The sequence below is a fragment of the Enterobacter nematophilus genome, assembly GCF_026344075.1.
GTDB classification, from domain to species: Bacteria; Pseudomonadota; Gammaproteobacteria; order Enterobacterales; family Enterobacteriaceae; genus Enterobacter; species Enterobacter nematophilus.
On the sequence record NZ_JAPKNE010000004.1, the window covers coordinates 294186 to 309264 of the forward strand.

14 protein-coding genes are annotated in these 15079 nt (G+C 58.6%); 12 read left to right on the forward strand and 2 right to left on the reverse strand.

Features of this window, described 5'->3' with window-relative positions; all coding sequences use genetic code 11:
* The 10 genes from hpaH (at position 1) to yjiA (ending at position 10878) form a co-directional block, all read left to right on the forward strand.
* Positions 1–804, forward strand: coding sequence for a 2-oxo-hept-4-ene-1,7-dioate hydratase (gene hpaH / locus OSH03_RS13930; protein ID WP_266179340.1), 804 nt, complete (start codon positions 1–3; stop codon positions 802–804).
* Between the two features lie 10 nt (positions 805–814).
* The gene (gene hpaI, locus OSH03_RS13935) at positions 815–1612 is read left to right on the forward strand and encodes a 4-hydroxy-2-oxoheptanedioate aldolase (protein ID WP_266179341.1); all 798 of its coding nucleotides are present in this window, start codon (positions 815–817) and stop codon (positions 1610–1612) included.
* Positions 1613–1633: 21 nt separating this feature from the next.
* On the forward strand, positions 1634–2980 hold the full coding sequence (gene hpaX / locus OSH03_RS13940; RefSeq protein WP_266179342.1) for a 4-hydroxyphenylacetate permease: 1347 nt from the start codon (positions 1634–1636) through the stop codon (positions 2978–2980).
* A complete protein-coding gene (hpaA, locus tag OSH03_RS13945; RefSeq protein WP_266179343.1) occupies positions 2952–3884 on the forward strand; it encodes a 4-hydroxyphenylacetate catabolism regulatory protein HpaA in 933 nt (310 codons plus the stop codon). The genes hpaX and hpaA overlap by 29 nt, the downstream gene beginning before the upstream one ends.
* Positions 3885–4061: 177 nt before the next feature.
* A complete protein-coding gene (gene hpaB, locus OSH03_RS13950; protein WP_061099343.1) occupies positions 4062–5624 on the forward strand; it encodes a 4-hydroxyphenylacetate 3-monooxygenase, oxygenase component in 1563 nt (520 codons plus the stop codon).
* Positions 5625–5641: 17 nt separating this feature from the next.
* Entirely contained in the window at positions 5642–6154 is a 513-nt protein-coding gene (locus tag OSH03_RS13955) for a 4-hydroxyphenylacetate 3-monooxygenase reductase subunit (RefSeq protein ID WP_266179344.1), read from the forward strand.
* 177 nt (positions 6155–6331) lie between these two features.
* Positions 6332–7249, forward strand: coding sequence for a helix-turn-helix transcriptional regulator (locus tag OSH03_RS13960; RefSeq protein WP_253540570.1), 918 nt, complete (start codon positions 6332–6334; stop codon positions 7247–7249).
* A 191-nt stretch (positions 7250–7440) separates the two neighbouring features.
* Positions 7441–9594, forward strand: a complete 2154-nt coding sequence (locus OSH03_RS13965) for a carbon starvation CstA family protein (protein WP_266179345.1) — start codon at positions 7441–7443, stop codon at positions 9592–9594.
* A gap of 116 nt (positions 9595–9710) precedes the next feature.
* Positions 9711–9914, forward strand: a complete 204-nt coding sequence (locus OSH03_RS13970) for a YbdD/YjiX family protein (RefSeq protein ID WP_003856610.1) — start codon at positions 9711–9713, stop codon at positions 9912–9914.
* A 10-nt stretch (positions 9915–9924) separates the two neighbouring features.
* Entirely contained in the window at positions 9925–10878 is a 954-nt protein-coding gene (yjiA, locus tag OSH03_RS13975; RefSeq protein WP_266179346.1) for a GTPase, read from the forward strand.
* Between the two features lie 63 nt (positions 10879–10941).
* Here yjiA and OSH03_RS13980 read toward each other — a convergent pair whose 3' ends face one another.
* Positions 10942–12300: an esterase-like activity of phytase family protein gene (locus OSH03_RS13980; RefSeq protein ID WP_266179347.1), complete on the reverse strand. Its 1359-nt coding sequence runs from the start codon at positions 12298–12300 to the stop codon at positions 10942–10944.
* Positions 12301–12710: 410 nt separating this feature from the next.
* Here OSH03_RS13980 and OSH03_RS13985 point away from each other — a divergent pair, with 410 nt between their 5' ends.
* Positions 12711–13256: a YfaZ family outer membrane protein gene (locus OSH03_RS13985; protein WP_061099349.1), complete on the forward strand. Its 546-nt coding sequence runs from the start codon at positions 12711–12713 to the stop codon at positions 13254–13256.
* On the forward strand, positions 13256–13576 hold the full coding sequence (locus OSH03_RS13990) for a hypothetical protein (protein WP_151413557.1): 321 nt from the start codon (positions 13256–13258) through the stop codon (positions 13574–13576). The genes OSH03_RS13985 and OSH03_RS13990 overlap by 1 nt, the downstream gene beginning before the upstream one ends.
* A 45-nt stretch (positions 13577–13621) precedes the next feature.
* Here OSH03_RS13990 and OSH03_RS13995 read toward each other — a convergent pair whose 3' ends face one another.
* A complete protein-coding gene (locus OSH03_RS13995; protein ID WP_061099350.1) occupies positions 13622–14992 on the reverse strand; it encodes an NAD-dependent succinate-semialdehyde dehydrogenase in 1371 nt (456 codons plus the stop codon).
* Positions 14993–15079 lie beyond the last annotated feature (87 nt).

The window sequence follows — 15079 nt, forward strand, 5'->3', positions numbered from 1 at the left end:
ATGCTCGACAAACACACCCATACCCTGATCGCCCACCGCCTGCATCAGGCCGAACAGTCCCGGGAGCAGATCCGCGCGATCTCGCTGGAGTACCCGGAGATCACCATTGAAGACGCCTACGCCGTCCAGCGCGAATGGGTGAGCCTGAAGATTGCCGAAGGCCGCGTGCTGAAAGGCCACAAGATTGGCCTCACCTCGAAGGCGATGCAGGCCAGCTCGCAGATCAGCGAGCCGGACTACGGCGCGCTGCTGGACGACATGTTCTTCCACGACGGCAGCGACATCTCCGTCGACCGCTTCATCGTCCCGCGTATCGAAGTGGAGCTGGCCTTCGTGCTGGCAAAACCGCTGCGCGGCCCGAACTGCACGATCTTCGACGTCTACAACGCCACGGACTACGTCATCCCCGCGCTGGAGCTGATCGACGCCCGCTGCCACAACGTCGACCCGGAAACCCAGCGCCCGCGCAAGGTGTTCGACACCATCTCCGATAACGCCGCCAACGCGGGGGTGATCCTCGGCGGCCGTCCGATTAAGCCCGACGAGCTGGATCTGCGCTGGATCTCCGCCCTGCTCTACCGCAACGGCGTGATTGAAGAGACCGGCGTTGCGGCAGGCGTGCTTAACCACCCGGCGAACGGCGTGGCGTGGCTGGCGAACAAGCTGGCACCGTATGACGTGCAGCTTGAGCCCGGCCAAATCATCCTCGGCGGCTCCTTTACCCGCCCGGTACCCGCCAGCAGAGGCGACACCTTCCACGTCGACTACGGCAATATGGGCTCCATCAGCTGCCGCTTTGTGTAAGGAGACAACCATGCAAAACGCATTTAAAGCGGCGCTGAAGGCGGGCCGTCCGCAAATCGGGCTATGGCTGGGGCTGACCAGCAGCTACAGCGCCGAGCTGCTGGCCGGAGCAGGCTTCGACTGGCTGCTGATTGATGGCGAGCATGCGCCGAACAGCGTGCAGACCGTGTTAACTCAATTACAGGCCATCGCCCCCTATCCCAGCCAGCCGGTGGTGCGCCCGTCGTGGAACGATCCGGTGCAGATCAAACAGCTGCTGGACGTGGGCGCGCAAACCCTGCTGGTGCCGATGGTGCAAAACGCCGACGAAGCTCGGCTGGCGGTGAGCGCCACGCGCTATCCGCCTGGGGGCATTCGCGGCGTCGGCAGCGCCCTGGCAAGAGCGTCGCGCTGGAACCGCATTCCGGACTACCTGCATAAGGCTAACGACGCCATGTGCGTGCTGGTGCAGATCGAAACCCGCGAGGCATTGAAAAACCTGCCGCAGATCCTGGACGTGGAGGGCGTCGACGGCGTGTTTATCGGCCCGGCGGATCTGAGCGCCGACATGGGCTTTGCGGGCAACCCGCAGCACCCGGAGGTGCAGGCCGCCATTGAGCGGGCGATCGCGCAGATCCTGAGCGCAGGCAAAGCCCCCGGCATCCTGATGGCGAATGAACAGCTGGCAAAACGCTATCTTGAGCTCGGCGCGCTGTTTGTCGCCGTCGGCGTCGATACCACCCTGCTCGCCCGCGGCGCCGAAGCGCTGGCGGCGCGCTTTATCGAACAACCGGTTACGTCAGTGAATAACAATAAATCCGTCTACTAAACGTAAGATCTGGAGCGCAGCATGACGACCTCTACCCTGCAAGATAAGAAAGCTATAGAACATCGCGCGATCAACAAGCTGTTCCGTCGTTTGATCGTATTCCTCTTTATCCTGTTTGTTTTCTCGTTTCTCGATCGCATCAATATCGGCTTTGCCGGGCTGACGATGGGCAAAGATCTGGGCCTCACGTCGACCATGTTTGGCCTGGCCGCGACGCTGTTTTACGTCACCTACGTGATGTGCGGGATCCCGAGCAACATCATGCTGGCGAAGATCGGCGCGCGGCGCTGGATCGCCGGGATCATGGTGGTGTGGGGCATCGCCTCCACCTGCACCATGTTCGCCACCAGCCCGGAAACGCTTTACGTGCTGCGTATGCTGGTGGGCATCGCCGAAGCCGGCTTCCTGCCTGGGATCCTGGTCTACCTCACCTGGTGGTTCCCCGCGTATCACCGCGCCCGCGCCAACGCGCTGTTTATGATCGCCATGCCGGTGACCATGATGCTCGGCTCGATCCTCTCCGGGTATATTCTGGCGATGGACGGCCTGTGGAACCTGAAGGGCTGGCAGTGGCTGTTCCTGCTGGAAGGGCTGCCGTCGGTAGTGCTCGGCGTGGTGACCTGGTTTTACCTCAACGACACGCCGGATCAGGCCACCTGGCTGGACGACGATGAAAAGCAGGCGCTGAAAACGATGATCGCCCGCGAGCAGGAGATCGCCATTTCCCAAGCCGTCACGCCGCGGTCGACGCTGCGCGAGGTGCTGACCCCTGCGGTGCTGCTCTACACGCTGGCCTACTTCTGCCTGACCAACACGCTGAGCGCCATCAACATCTGGACGCCGCAGATCCTGCAAAGCTTCAACACGGGGAGCAGCAATATCGTCATCGGCCTGCTGGCGGCGATCCCGCAGTTTTGCACCATCCTCGGGATGATCTGGTGGAGCCGGCGCTCCGACAGGCTGAAAGAGCGAAAAAAGCACACCATCCTGCCGTACCTGTTCGCGGCGGCGGGATGGATGCTGGCCTCCGCGACGGATCACAGCCTGATCCAGCTGCTTGGCATCATCATGGCCTCAACCGGATCGTTTACCGCCATGGCGATATTCTGGACCACGCCGGACCAGGTTATTAGCCTCCAGTCCCGCGCGGTGGCGCTGGCGGTGATCAACGCCATCGGTAACGTCGGATCCGCCGTCAGCCCGCTGCTGATAGGGATCCTGCGCGACGCGACCGGCAGCTTCAGCTCCGGGCTGTGGTTTGTGGCCGGGCTGCTGGTGGTCGGCGCGCTGGTGCTGACGCGCATTCCGATGACGCAGCGGGATCGGCAGAGGAGCGGCCATGTGCCAGAGCCCCATCGCCAACATTGATATCAGCAAGGAGTACGACGAAAGTCTGGGTACCGACGACGTGCACTACCAGTCGTTCGCGCGCATGGCGGCCTTTTTTGGCCGCGACATGCAGGCGCATCGTCACGACCAGTATTTTCAGATGCACTTTCTCGACACCGGGCAAATTGAACTCCAGCTCGACGATCACCGCTACTCGGTGCAGGCCCCGCTGTTCGTCCTCACGCCGCCGTCGGTGCCGCACGCGTTTATTACCGAATCCGACAGCGACGGCCACGTGCTGACGGTGCGCGAGGATCTGATCTGGCCGCTGCTGGAGGTGCTTTACCCCGGCACCCGTGAAGCGTTTGGCCTGCCGGGGATCTGTCTGTCGCTTGCCGACAAGCCGGACGAGCTGGCGGCGCTGAAGCACTACTGGCAGCTGATCGCCCGGGAATCCACGGAGCAGCTGCCGGGGCGCGAGCACACGCTGGTTCTGCTGGCGCAGGCGGTGTTTACCCTGCTGCTGCGCAACGCGAAGCTCGACGACCACGCTGCCAGCGGTATGCGCGGCGAGCTGAAGCTGTTCCAGCGGTTTACCCAGCTGATTGACGAGCATTACCACCAGCACTGGACGGTGCCGGAATACGCCAGCGAGCTGCACCTGACCGAATCCCGCCTGACGGACATCTGCCGCCGCTTCGCCAACCGCCCGCCGAAGCGGATTATCTTCGACCGCCAGCTGCGGGAGGCCCGACGGCTGCTGCTCTTCTCCGACAGTACGGTCAGCGAGATCGCGTGGCAGCTGGGGTTTAAGGATCCGGCCTACTTTGCCCGCTTTTTCAATCGCCTGACGGGCTGCTCGCCCAGCGCGTATCGGGCGCAGAAAGTACCGGTGTCGCCTGTTCCCCTCACCCCTGCCCTCTCCCAAAGGGAGAGGGAGTAACCGTCCCCTCTCCCTTTGGGAGAGGGTTAGGGTGAGGGAAATCACACTCTGCGATCTCTCGCGAAAAGTACCCGCCGTTGTCCTAATCGTCCCTTCACGTTACCTCCCTCTCAGGCTTCAATTAAACAACAAAAACAAAACATAAATTTAACAACCATCTTCCGATACGAGGTCCCTATGAAGCCTGAAGAGTTCCGCGCTGATGCCAAACGTCCGTTAACCGGTGAAGAGTATTTAAAAAGCCTGCAGGACGGTCGCGAGATTTATATCTACGGCGAGCGCGTTAAAGACGTCACCACCCATCCGGCGTTTCGCAACGCGGCGGCCTCCATCGCGCAGATGTACGACGCCCTGCACAAGCCGGAGATGCAGGACACGCTGTGCTGGGGCACCGACACCGGCAGCGGCGGCTACACCCATAAGTTCTTCCGCGTGGCGAAAAGCGCCGACGATCTGCGCCAGCAGCGCGACGCCATCGCCGAGTGGTCGCGTCTGAGCTACGGCTGGATGGGCCGCACGCCGGACTACAAGGCCGCGTTCGGCTGCGCGCTCGGCGCTAACCCGGCCTTCTACGGCCAGTTCGAGCAGAACGCCCGCAGCTGGTACACCCGCATCCAGGAAACCGGCCTGTACTTCAACCACGCCATCGTGAACCCACCGATCGACCGCCACAAGCCGGCAGACGAGGTGAAGGACGTCTACATCAAGCTGGAGAAAGAGACCGACGCCGGGATTATCGTCAGCGGTGCGAAAGTTGTCGCAACCAACTCGGCGCTGACCCACTACAACATGATCGGCTTCGGCTCCGCGCAGGTAATGGGCGAAAACCCGGACTTCGCGCTGATGTTCGTCGCGCCGATGGATGCCGAAGGCGTGAAGCTGATCTCCCGCGCCTCTTACGAGATGGTGGCAGGCGCCACCGGCTCCCCGTATGACTACCCGCTCTCCAGCCGCTTCGACGAAAACGACGCGATCCTGGTGATGGATAACGTGCTGATCCCGTGGGAAAACGTGCTGATATACCGCGATTTCGACCGCTGCCGTCGCTGGACGATGGAGGGCGGCTTCGCCCGCATGTACCCGCTGCAGGCCTGCGTGCGCCTGGCGGTGAAGCTCGACTTCATCACCGCCCTGCTGAAAAAATCTCTTGAGTGCACCGGCACCCTGGAGTTCCGCGGCGTGCAGGCGGATCTCGGCGAAGTGGTGGCCTGGCGCAACATGTTCTGGGCGCTGAGCGACTCCATGTGCTCCGAAGCCACCCCGTGGGTCAACGGCGCGTACCTGCCGGACCACGCCGCGCTACAGACCTACCGCGTGATGGCCCCGATGGCCTACGCGAAGATCAAGAACATCATCGAGCGTAACGTGACGTCCGGTCTGATTTACCTTCCGTCCAGCGCGCGGGATCTGAACAACCCGCAGATTGACCAGTATCTGGCGAAATACGTGCGCGGCTCCAACGGTATGGACCACGTCGAACGCATCAAGATTTTAAAACTGATGTGGGACGCCATCGGCAGCGAGTTTGGCGGCCGCCACGAGCTGTACGAAATCAACTACTCCGGCAGCCAGGACGAGATCCGCCTGCAGTGTCTGCGTCAGGCACAAAGCTCCGGCAACATGGACAAGATGATGGCAATGGTCGACCGCTGCATGTCCGAGTACGACCAGCACGGCTGGACGGTGCCGCACCTGCACAACAACAGCGATATCAACATGCTCGACAAGCTGCTGAAATAGCGCAGCGGGAGGTTGCAATGCATTCAGATGAACAACGCCTGCGTTTTCGCGACGCAATGAGCAGCCTGTCGGCGGCGGTCAATGTGGTCACCACCGAGGGCGACGCCGGACGCTGCGGCATTACCGCCACCGCCGTCTGCTCGGTGACGGATACCCCGCCGTCAGTAATGGTCTGCATTAACGCCAACAGCGCCATGAACCCGGTCTTTCAGGGCAACGGCAGGCTGTGCGTCAACGTGCTGAACCACGAGCAGGAGATCATGGCCCGCCACTTCGCCGGGATGACGGGGATGGCAATGGAGGAGCGCTTTGCCCTCTCCTGCTGGCAGAATGGCCCGCTGGGGCAGCCGGTGCTGAAAGGCGCGCTGGCGAGCCTGGAAGGCGAGATTAGCCAGGTGCAAACCATCGGCACCCATCTGGTTTATCTTGTCGAAGTGAAAAACATCATCCTGAGTGATGCGGGACACGGCCTGATTTACTTTAAGCGCCGTTTCCACCCGGTCATGATGGAGGTGGAAGCCGTCGTGTGATCCCCCTCGCGCTGGTCTTTTTTCGGGCCAGCGCCGCTTTCTACAAAAATTCCTAAGGTTTCCGCTAAATCACGCCGTTATACATCCATAAGAGAAATTTTCTGTGCCTGAATACTGACATCTCCGGTCAGTGCTTTTTGCATTGTTCAGCGCATACCCAATATACAGGAAGACCTTATGGCTAAAACGACGCGGAGCCGCTCGGCTGAACGTCTGGTCGATATTCTCCTTGAGCTACATTTACACGGCGTGGTAAACCGCAGTGCGCTAATGGAGAAATTTAAAATTACCGAGCGTACCGTCTACCGGGATTTAAATGCGCTCTCGCCCATTGTTGAACATACCGGTAACGGGCTATATCGACTGATCCACTCCGCCCAATCTCCCGGTGGGCAGGGATTACATCACGCTCTGGCTAACTTCCTGAATGCCGATAATTTTTTCCCTGAAAGAAATACGGACTTCTGGCAAAAGCTGGAGGCGCGCGTCGACGAAAAACATATTCTTATCCTTAGTAATGACGCAGAACATACGGTGCAGCGTGATATCCGCCGCCATTTAGCGAAAATCGAGAAATCGATTAATAACCATAATGTCTGTCAGATCGTTTATAAGGGTAAAACCCGTCTGATCAATCCCTACAAACTCATTAACAAAAAAAATATATGGTATTTACAAGCTACCGAAAATAGCCGGTTGAAATCCTTTTCATTAAGCCAGATTAGCTGGTTTGATATTCAAAAAACCTTTTTCACCCCTGATGAAAATGTTCGGGAACTGCTGGAAAAAAGCCTCGACCCGTGGGTGTCAGAAAATACTTTCACCGTGAAAATATTCATTAAGGATAATATTTCACATTACTTCCTGCGCCGCGATCTTCTGCCGGAACAGGAGCTCCTGGAGGAGCAACGCGGCGGCGTCACGCTGCGCTGCCAGGCGGCACACGAAAACCAGATCCTGCCGCTGCTGTTCTACTGGCTGCCGAACATTCAGATCCTGGAGCCGAGCTGGCTGAAGGAGAAGCTCATCAAGACGCTGGAAAGCTACCTGTCGATGGAGCGCAGCCCGGAAAACCACGTGATCTCAATCACATAATTTCCCCCGACAGCGGCGAGCCTGAACCACTCGCCGCGTTCTTTGACCGCTCACCCGTCACTTTCAACCACTCACGCATTTACCGTCCTTTACGCGCGCGCGGATCTGGCACGATCGCTCCAGCATTAATCAATACCTCCTCACAACGAACCCTGACCCTTTTTTCTTTACATAAAAAACCAGGTCTTACTATGGATACTAAAAAACTACTTAAGCACGTGCCCTGGGCCTTACTCGGGATCCTCGGTGCTTTCTGTCTGGCGGTTGTCGCATTGCGCCGGGGCGAACACGTAAGCGCCCTGTGGATCGTGGTCGCGTCGGTCTCCGTCTATCTTGTGGCTTATCGCTACTACAGCTTGTACATCGCGCAGAAGGTCATGAAGCTCGACCCGACGCGCGCCACCCCGGCGGTCATTAACAACGACGGCCTGAACTACGTGCCAACCAACCGCTACGTGCTGTTTGGTCACCACTTTGCCGCCATTGCAGGCGCGGGCCCGCTGGTCGGCCCGGTGCTGGCCGCGCAGATGGGCTACCTGCCGGGTACGCTCTGGCTGCTGGCGGGCGTGGTACTGGCGGGGGCGGTGCAGGACTTTATGGTGCTGTTTATCTCCTCGCGCCGTAACGGCTCGTCGCTGGGTGAGATGATCAAAGAAGAGATGGGCCGCATGCCGGGCACTATCGCCCTCTTCGGCTGCTTCCTGATTATGATCATCATCCTGGCGGTGCTGGCGCTGATCGTGGTGAAAGCGCTGGCCGAAAGTCCGTGGGGCGTCTTTACCGTCTGCTCTACCGTACCGATTGCGCTGTTCATGGGCATCTACATGCGCTTCCTGCGCCCTGGCCGCGTGGGTGAAGTGTCGGTCATTGGTATCGTGCTGCTGGTCGCCTCCATCTACTTCGGCGGCGTGATTGCGCACGACCCGTACTGGGGCCCGGCGCTGACCTTTAAAGACACCACCATCACCTTCGCGCTGATCGGTTACGCGTTCGTTTCCGCCCTGCTGCCGGTGTGGCTGATTCTGGCTCCGCGCGACTACCTGGCGACCTTCCTGAAAATCGGCGTGATCGTCGGGTTGGCGATCGGGATTGTGATCATCAACCCTGAGCTGAAAATGCCGGCGGTGACCCAGTACATTGACGGCACCGGTCCGCTGTGGAAAGGCGCCCTGTTCCCGTTCTTGTTTATCACCATCGCCTGCGGCGCCGTGTCCGGCTTCCACGCGCTGATCTCCTCCGGCACCACGCCGAAGCTGATGGCTAACGAAACCGACGCGCGCTTTATCGGTTACGGCGCAATGCTGATGGAGTCCTTCGTGGCGATCATGGCGCTGGTTGCGGCCTCAATTATCGAGCCAGGCCTCTACTTCGCGATGAACACGCCGCCGGCGGGTCTGGGCATCACCATGCCAAACCTGCATGAGATGGGCGGGGAAAATACCGCGCTGATCATGGCGCAGCTGAAAGAGGCCAGCGCACACGCGGCGGCGACCGTTAGCTCCTGGGGCTTCGTGATCTCGCCTGAGCAGATCATGCAGACCGCGAAAGACATTGGCGAACCGTCCGTGCTGAACCGCGCAGGTGGCGCACCGACGCTGGCCGTGGGTATTGCGCACGTGTTCCACAAAGTGCTGCCGTGGGCGGACATGGGCTTCTGGTACCACTTCGGTATTCTGTTTGAAGCGCTGTTCATCCTCACCGCGCTGGATGCCGGTACCCGTGCGGGCCGCTTCATGCTGCAGGATCTGCTGGGCAACTTCGTGCCGTTCCTGAAGAAAACCGACTCTCTGGTAGCGGGCGTTCTGGGTACTGCCGGCTGCGTAGGCCTGTGGGGCTACCTGCTGTATCAGGGCGTTGTCGACCCGCTCGGCGGCGTGAAGAGCCTGTGGCCGCTGTTCGGTATCTCTAACCAGATGCTGGCAGCCGTCGCCCTGGTGCTGGGCACCGTTGTCCTCGTCAAGATGAAACGCACCAAATACATCTGGGTAACCGTGGTGCCTGCACTGTGGCTGCTGCTCTGCACCACCTGGGCGCTGGGCCTGAAGCTGTTCAGCACCAACCCGCAGCTGGAAGGCTTCTTCTTCATGGCTAACCAGTACAAAGAGAAGATTGCCGCTGGCGGCGCGGATCTGACCGCGCAGCAGATTGCCAACATGAACCATATCGTGGTGAACAACTACACCAACGCGGGTCTGAGCATTCTGTTCCTGGTGGTGGTGTACAGCATTATCTTCTACGGCATCAAAACCTGGATGAAAGTGCGCAACACCGAAGGCCGTACGGATAAAGAAACCCCGTACGTGCCGGTACCGGAAGGCGGCGTGAAGACCTCTTCACACCATTAATCAACAAATATCCCCTCACCCTAACCCTCTCCCCAAAGGGGAGAGGGGACTTTATACACCCTCTCCCCTATGGGGAGAGGGCAGGGGTGAGTGGCTTTTCCTGTCTGGAACCCTCAATGTTTGGTAACTTAGGCGAAGCGAAAAAATACCTCGGTCAGGCGGCGAAAATGCTGATTGGCATTCCGGACTATGACAACTACGTTGAGCATATGAAGACCAACCATCCGGATAAGCCGTACATGACCTACACCGAATTCTTCCGCGAGCGTCAGGAAGCGCGCTACGGCGGAAGTGGAGAAGGCGGCGTCCGCTGCTGCTAAAGGAGAGACCATGACCCCGATTGCCGTTACCCTGCTGACCGGTTTTCTCGGCGCCGGTAAGACCACCCTGCTGCGCCACATCCTGAATGAACAGCACGGCTTCAAAATCGCCGTCATCGAAAACGAATTTGGCGAAGTCTCCGTTGACGATCAATTAATCGGCGACCGCGCCACGCAGATCAAAACCCTGACCAACGGCTGCATCTGCTGCACCCGCTCTAACGAATTAGAAGACGCCCTGCTGGACCTGCTCGACAGCCGCGATCGTGGGGACATACACTTCGACCGTCTGGCGATCGAGTGCACCGGCATGGCCGACCCCGGCCCGATTATTCAGACCTTTTTCTCACACGAGATCCTATGCCAGCGCTACCTGCTGGACGGGGTGATTGCCCTCGTGGACGCGGTCCACGCCGACGAGCAGATGAACCAGTTCACCATCGCCCAGTCCCAGGTAGGCTACGCCGACCGCATTCTGCTGACCAAAACCGACGTGGCGGGCGACAGCGAAAAACTGCGCGAGCGCCTGACGCGCATCAACTCCCGCGCGCCGATTTATACGGTGACGCATGGCGATATCGACCTGGCCCAGCTGTTTAACACCAACGGCTTTATGCTGGAGGAGAACGTCACCGCGAAACCGCGCTTCCACTTTATCTCCGACAAGCAAAACGACGTGGCTTCGATTGTGGTGGAGCTGGACTACCCGGTGGACATCGGCGAGGTATCCCGCGTGATGGAAAACCTGCTGCTGTCGTTTGCCGACAAGCTGCTGCGCTATAAAGGAATGCTGTGGATCGACGGCGAGCCGAACCGCCTGCTGTTCCAGGGCGTGCAGCGCCTGTACAGCGCCGACTGGGATCGCCCGTGGGGGGATGAAGCGCCGCACAGCGTGATGGTGTTTATTGGCATACAGCTGCCGGAAGAAGAAATCCGGGCAGCGTTTGCGGGTCTGAAGAAATAACCGCCCCGAACAATCCCCTCTCCCCTTCGGGGAGAGGGTTAGGGTGAGGGGTAAGCCCTGGTATTATTTCAACGCCTCCGGCAGCGTCACAATCCACAGCTCGCTGTCCGATTCCGGCTTCTTCAGCGGCTTCACGCTGAGCGTGGTTTCCACCGGTTTATCATCCAGCGTCAGCTTGCCTTCCGCGTTCACCCGATAATCCTTGAGCTTTTTGCCCTCGACCGGGTGCTGCATCGCCACCTTCACGCCAAAGTCGTTATCGTTCGCCACCGCAAGCCGTTTGCCGTCGATCAGCGCCAGCCCTTCGGCCTTCTCCTGCTTCCAGCCCAGCGCGCGCAGATCGACAACCTGCGTTTTTGCAGCAAGGGTAATGCCGCGCTGCGCCAGGGTTTTCTCATCATCAAACTCCGGGTACTCGCCCGGCTTGTCGAAGGCGGTCAGGTCGCTCGCCTTGCTGAGATCCACCTTGTAGATAAGGTTACGCATCGCGTCGTTTTTATCTTCACCCTGCTCAATCAGCAGGATGTGCTGGTCATCCAGCGCCACGATGTCGCCGATTTTGGCGTCACTGTTTTTGCTGTAGGCCGCGCTGTCGATGGGATAGCCGTACATCGCGGTTTTACCGGTCGCCGGGTCGAAGCTGACCAGACGCGTAAACAGCGCCTGCTTTTTGCTCTTGCCGTCGATATCCAGCGTGCTTTGCACGGCGGCGATAATACGCCCGTCCGGCATCCGGGTCAGGCCTTCAAAGCCCCGGTTCGGCTGGCGCCACTTGATAACGTTTGGCAGACCGCCCGCGATGGATTTTTCCCCTTCTGCCGCCTGCGGCCCGTGGATCGCCAGAATTTTTCCTTTGCTGTCGACGTTAATCAGGAACGGGCCATACTCGTCGCACAGCCAGAAGCCGCCCTTGCCGTCCGGGGTGATGCCTTCCGTGTCCAGCCCGCGGTTGTCACCCTTCAGAATTTTGAGGGTATCGCTGAACGCTACCTCGTTGGTGGATCCAATCACGCCGCTTTGCAGCGGCAGGCCGTTAATCTCGCCTTTATCATCATGCAGCGGACGGGCGTCGACAGCCTCCGCTTTGCCGTTCTGGACGCGGATGGTCATCAGCAGCGGCGCGAAATCCGGCGTGACAAAAATTTTGGCTTCGTTTTTGCCCATTTTGGGCGCATCGGCGTTGGGACCGCGATCGGTCACGGTCGCGAAGGTCAGGGCATCGCCCTGCTTGCCCGTAAACAGCAGGCCGGAGCCAATCCCTACCGGGAGTCCATTTGGAAACGCGTCGGCAAACGCGCCGCTGTATTTCACGTGTGAGCCGTCAGGGAAGCTGACAACATAGCGCTCAGCCGTGGGCTGCGCCGCCAGGCCAGAGAAAGAGAGCGTACAGCCGATAAGCACAGGAATGATTTTTCTTTTCATATTGTTAGCATCCAGAAAGTGAAGCCCACAACGTAATGAACAAACGTGTCAGAAAAATGACATGGAAAGGAAGCGTAGCCGGGCATTTGAGCGAATAATGACCATAAAAATGTAAAAATTTGTTTTTTTATGTGATTTTAGAAATGGAATTGGAAATTATTAGAAGCCCAATTAATTCATCTCAAACCACTATCCCTGGCTCGTTCAGATTTCGTTTAGTCAAAAAATTAAACTGTTCCTCAACGCCTGAAATATGCGCGTTGACACACCGACAACCCAACCTCAGCGTTACAAATAAAGATAAAAAAATTAACAAACCCAGCATGAAAAGTCGATTTTCATCACATTTGCAGTCATAAACATCGCTTGTTAAGGTGCCTCCAGATTAATTTGATGATGAGGCACGAATCATGAAAAAACTGAACATTCTTCTTCTTTCTGCGCTGACCGCCATCTCGGGTTCCGCACTGGCAATGGGCGGCAGCATTGAGCAGGGTAAAAACTTTACTAACCTCAACCTGGAAATGGGCAAATCCTCCTCCGGTGTTTATCTCGAAAGCAACTGGCTGAAAAACACCGACGACGGTACCCAGACCGGTGGCGTGGGCGCAGGTTACAATCTGGAAGTGGGCCCGGTGATGCTGAATGCGGGCGCAAAGGCCATCTACATCGGCCCGAAAAAAGGCGATAACGGCGTGGCCTTCCCGATTGGCGGCGGCGTAAACGTTGCGCTGACCGACAGCATCCACGTCTATGGCGAAGGCTATGTGGCACCTGAAGGCCTGAACAACAGCGTGAAAAACTACGTTGAAGCTAACGGCGGCGTAAGCTGGACCCCAATCAAACCGGTTACGCTGAAAGTGGGCTACCGCCACGTGAGCGTTGACGGCAAAGATGGTCGTCCAAACCACACCCTGATTGACGGCGCATATGTAGGCGGTGGAGTAACCTTCTAATGAAACACCGCATTACCGCGCTTTGCGTTCTGAGCCTCACGCTGATGCTCACCGGCTGCGTCCAGTACAAATGGGTAAAACCGGGCGTGACCGACGCTGAGATGAATAAAAAGCTCACGGAATGCGAAGCGCAGGCCCTGATCGATCTGCCCCCGGATAACGTAGTGACCGGTTCGAGCTCGGAAAAAACGGACAAAAAGAACAAGAAAAAGGATATTTCCACGAGCTACACGGTTGAAGACGCGAATGAATATCGCCGGGATACGTTAGTCGACAGCTGCATGTTCAAAAGCGGCTGGGACAAGATCGAAGTCCAGTAATCAACTGAAAAAAAACCTGCCAACCGGCAGGTTTTTTATGACCGCTTACTTACGCACCACCACCAGCTTCTGGTTCACAAACTCTTTGATCCCCAGATCCGACAGCTCGCGTCCGTAGCCGGAGCGCTTCACGCCGCCGAACGGCAGCTCTGCTGCGGTATCGGTGAGCCAGTTGATGTACACCATCCCGGTCTCGATCCGCGACGCCATTTTCTTCGCGCGCTCGATGTCCTGGCTGAACACCGCCCCGCCCAGGCCGTAGTGGGAGTCGTTCGCCAGCGCGACCGCCTCGTCGTCGTTTTTCACCACGTACATCTGCGCCACCGGGCCGAAGAACTCTTCGAAGTACGCCGGGTTGTCGCGGGAGATATTCGTCAGGATCGTCGGTTCGAAGAAGCTACCGTCGCGCTGCACCGGCTTGCCGCCATAGTGCAGCGTGGCGCCGTTTTTCACCGCCTCGTTAACCTGTTTGGTCAGCGTTTCCAGCGCATCTTTGGAAGAGAGCGGCCCCAGCGTGGTGCTTTCGTCCAGCGGATCGCCAATCTTCACCTGCTTAAACGCCTCGGTAAATTTGGTCAGGAAGGCATCGGCAATCTTTTCATGCAGGATAAAGCGCTTCGCCGCGGTACAGACCTGCCCGGCGTTGTTGAGTCGCGCATTCACGCCAATCTTAACGGCCTTCTCAAGGTCCGCGTCATCCAGCACCACGAAGACGTCATTACCGCCCAGCTCCAGGGTCGATTTCTTGATGTGCTTCGCCGCCTGCGCGGCCACCACGCTGCCTGCCTTTTCGGAGCCGGTTAGCGCTGCGCCCTGCACGCGATCGTCTGCGATGATATTCGCTACCTGTTCAGACGAGATAAACAGGTTCGTCCACGCCCCTTCCGGCGCGCCCGCCTCGCGCACCAGATGCGCAAAGGTCTCGGCGCAGTGCGGCACGATGCTGGCATGCTTGGCAATAACGGGGTTACCCGCCGCCAGGTTTGGCGCCAGGACGCGCATCAGCTGGTAGTACGGGAAGTTCCAAGGCTCAACGGCCATCAGCACGCCGATGGGGTGATGCTCCACCCACGCTTCGCCGAGCTCAGAGTCGTACTTCACCGGGGCCAGGAACTGCTTCGCGTTGTCGGCGTAGTAGCGGGCGATCTGCGCGCACAGCTTCACCTCGCCGCGGCTCTGTTCGATGAGCTTACCCATCTCCTGGCTGGCGATTTTCGCCAGGTCCTCCACGCGCTCGTCGATCAGGTCGGCGAGCTTATGCAGCACCGGAAGGCGCTGGCTGATGTCGCCTTTCGCCCATTGCGAATGGTAAAGCGCATCGGCCGCCTTGAGCGCCGCTTCGATATCCGCGTCGGTATGTGAGGGGTATTCTTTGATGAGCTGGTTAGTGGCAGGATTTACTGTCTGATAAGCCATATCGAATCTCCATGTTTTACCGCTTAGGGTATTAAGGGTAGTCAACATGACTGGCTGTGGACGTAAAGTTGGGTATATCCGGAAGGT